The sequence below is a fragment of the Geodermatophilus sp. SYSU D00697 genome (assembly GCF_054050175.1).
This window is the reverse complement of record NZ_JBJGYV010000064.1, coordinates 1-3,776: the sequence shown is the minus strand read 5'-3', so window position 1 is coordinate 3,776 and position 3,776 is coordinate 1. Positions and strand designations below refer to the sequence as shown.

General features: G+C 61.3%; 2 rRNA genes. Both read left to right on the top strand.

Annotated elements, in window-relative coordinates:
* Window positions 1-103 (top strand): 16S ribosomal RNA (locus ACI79C_RS25190); the annotation flags it as partial.
* Window positions 104-583: 480 nt separating this feature from the next.
* Window positions 584-3,720: ribosomal RNA gene (locus ACI79C_RS25185) — 23S ribosomal RNA — on the top strand.
* Window positions 3,721-3,776: the final 56 nt, after the last annotated feature.

The window sequence follows — 3,776 nt, the reverse complement described above, 5'->3', positions numbered from 1 at the left end:
CCCAACCCCTCGTGGGAGGGAGCCGTCGAAGGCGGGATCGGCGATTGGGACGAAGTCGTAACAAGGTAGCCGTACCGGAAGGTGCGGCTGGATCACCTCCTTTCTAAGGAGCACTGGCCGCCAGATCCTGGATCTGGTGGTCCAGGGCCGCGCCCGGACCGTGATCGCCTGCTCGTGCCGAGCCGGCGGCGGGTGTTCGGGGTGGTGCTCGAGGGTGGAACGCTGACCAGTTCGGCCGGCAGCCGGTGGCTGCTCCTGGTACGGCGCCCCCTTTGCGGGGGTGTGGGGAACGGAGCGGGTGCGGGGGGTCGGGCGTAGGCACGCTGTTGGGTCCTGAGGGAGCGGACCCCACCGTCGTCTGCCGGACTGTGTCCGGAGGGCGGGGTGAGGGGGCACCTCGGTCAGGGCCGGTTCGGTCGCGTACCACCACACGCCGGGGGCGTGTGGGTTCGGCGGGGCGGTGGGGGCCGGTGGCTGGTGGGTCGTTGAGAACTGCACAGTGGACGCGAGCATCTTTCTTGTTTGTAGGTGTGACCGGCCGGTCCGCGCGCGCGTGCGCGTGCGGAGGGTCGGGTAGTTGTGTGGCCAAGTTGTTAAGGGCACACGGTGGATGCCTGGGCACCAGGAGCCGATGAAGGACGTAGGAGGCTGCGATAAGCCTCGGGGAGCTGCCAACCGAGCGTTGATCCGAGGATGTCCGAATGGGGGAACCCCGCACCAGTCATGTGGTGTGACCCGCGCCTGAACACATAGGGCGTGTGGAGGGAACGTGGGGAAGTGAAACATCTCAGTACCCACAGGAGAAGAAAACAACCGTGATTCCGTGAGTAGTGGCGAGCGAAAGCGGAGGAGGCTAAACCGTTTCCATGTGATACCCGGCAGGGGTTGTGGAGGCGGGGTCGTGGGACCGTTCGCGCAGCTCTGCCGGGCTGCGGGGGAGTGAGAAAGACTCCGTGTTAGTGGAAGGCCTCTGGAAGGGGTCGCCGTAGAGGGTGACAGCCCCGTACACGAAAACACGGGTCCTCCCGAGCGTGTTTCCCAAGTAGCACCGAGCCCGTGAAATTCGGTGTGAATCCGGCGGGACCACCCGCTAAGCCTGAATACTCCCTGGTGACCGATAGCGGACAAGTACCGTGAGGGAAAGGTGAAAAGTACCCCGGGAGGGGAGTGAAATAGTACCTGAAACCGTGTGCCTACAAGCCGTGAGAGCCGTCAATGCACCCCTCGCGGGTGCGCGGTGATTGCGTGCCTTTTGAAGAATGAGCCTGCGAGTTAGCGGTACGTGGCGAGGTTAACCCGTGAGGGGCAGCCGTAGCGAAAGCGAGTCCGAACAGGGCGATTTCAGTCGCGTGCTCTAGACCCGAAGCCGAGTGATCTACCCATGGCCAGGTTGAAGCGCGGGTAAGACCGCGTGGAGGACCGAACCCACCAGGGTTGAAAACCTGGGGGATGAGCTGTGGGTAGGGGTGAAAGGCCAATCAAACTCGGTGATAGCTGGTTCTCCCCGAAATGCATTTAGGTGCAGCGTCGCGTGTTTCTTGCCGGAGGTAGAGCACTGGATGGCCGATGGGCCCCACAAGGTTACTGACGTCAACCAAACTCCGAATGCCGGTAAGTGAGAGCGCGGCAGTGAGACTGCGGGCGATAAGGTTCGTAGTCGAGAGGGAAACAGCCCAGATCATCGGCTAAGGCCCCTAAGCGTGTGCTAAGTGGAAAAGGATGTGGGATCGCAGAGACAACCAGGAGGTTGGCTTAGAAGCAGCCACCCTTGAAAGAGTGCGTAATAGCTCACTGGTCAAGTGGTTCCGCGCCGACAATGTAGCGGGGCTCAAGCACACCGCCGAAGCCGTGGCATTCCAGCATCACCCCGTCGACCGCTCTTGCGGCGGCCGGCCAGGGGCTGGGATGGGTAGGGGAGCGTCGCGTGGCGAGGGAAGCGGCGGAGGAATCCAGCCGTGGACGCCACGCGAGTGAGAATGCAGGCATGAGTAGCGAGAGGGGAGTGAGAACCTCCCCCGCCGGAAGACCAAGGGTTCCTGGGCCAGGCTAATCCGCCCAGGGTGAGTCGGGACCTAAGGCGAGGCCGACAGGCGTAGTCGATGGACAACGGGTTGATATTCCCGTACCCGCGAAGGAACGCCCATGCCGAACCCAGCGATGCTAACCGCCCCAAACCGCTCGGGTGCACTTGTGTGCCCGGGTGGGAGTAGCGCGGGATCCGGACTGGTAGTAGGCAAGCGATGGGGTGACGCAGGAAGGTAGTCCTACCGGTGAGTGGTAGTACCGGTGCAAGGGTGTGGCCCGACACGTAGGCAAATCCGCGTGTCATCAGGGTGAGGCCTGACGCATAGCCGAGTGAGGCGAATGGGATGATCCTATGCTGCCGAGAAAAGCCTCTAGCGAGTTCCGAGCGGCCCGTACCCCAAACCAACTCAGGTGGTCAGGTAGAGAATACCGAGGCGATCGAGCGAACTGTGGTTAAGGAACTCGGCAAAATGCCCCCGTAACTTCGGGAGAAGGGGGACCCTTTTCCGTCAAGGCCCGCGCGGCCGGCAGCGGAGGGGGGTCGCAGAGACCAGTGAGAAGCGACTGTTTACTAAAAACACAGGTCCGTGCGAAGTCGTAAGACGATGTATACGGACTGACGCCTGCCCGGTGCTGGAACGTTAAGGGGACGGGTTAGCTCTTCGGGGCGAAGCTCAGAACTCAAGCGCCAGTAAACGGCGGTGGTAACTATAACCATCCTAAGGTAGCGAAATTCCTTGTCGGGTAAGTTCCGACCTGCACGAATGGCGTAACGACTTCTCAGCTGTCTCAACCACAGGCTCGGCGAAATTGCACTACGAGTAAAGATGCTCGTTACGCGCGGCAGGACGGAAAGACCCCGGGACCTTCACTACAGCTTGATATTGGTGTTCGGTTCGGCTTGTGTAGGATAGGTGGGAGACTGTGAAGTCCGCACGCCAGTGTGGATGGAGTCGCCGTTGAAATACCACTCTGGTCGAATTGGATGTCTAACCTCGGTCCGTGATCCGGATCAGGAACAGTGTCAGGTGGGTAGTTTAACTGGGGCGGTTGCCTCCCAAAATGTAACGGAGGCGCCCAAAGGTTCCCTCAGCCTGGTTGGCAATCAGGTGTCGAGTGCAAGTGCACAAGGGAGCTTGACTGTGAGACCGACGGGTCGAGCAGGAGCGAAAGCTGGGACTAGTGACCCGGCACCGGCATGTGGAAGCGGTGTCGCTCAACGGATAAAAGGTACCCCGGGGATAACAGGCTGATCTTCCCCAAGAGTCCATATCGACGGGATGGTTTGGCACCTCGATGTCGGCTCGTCGCATCCTGGGGCTGGAGTAGGTCCCAAGGGTTGGGCTGTTCGCCCATTAAAGCGGTACGCGAGCTGGGTTTAGAACGTCGTGAGACAGTTCGGTCCCTATCCGCCGTGCGCGTAAGAGACTTGCGAAGAGCTGTCCCTAGTACGAGAGGACCGGGACGGACGAACCTCTGGTGTGCCAGTTGTACCGCCAGGTGCACTGCTGGTTGGCTACGTTCGGCAGGGATAACCGCTGAAAGCATCTAAGCGGGAAGCTCGCTTCAAGATGAGGTCTCTCACCGGGACAACCGGGTAAGGCCCCCGCCCAGACCAGCGGGTTGATAGGCCGGAGGTGGAAGCGCCGCAAGGCGTGCAGCTGACCGGTACTAACAGGCCGAGGGCTTGACCACACATCTACCCGAACCTCCGCGGTTCGGCTCCCGGTCAAGCACCAACCAAGCAAGCA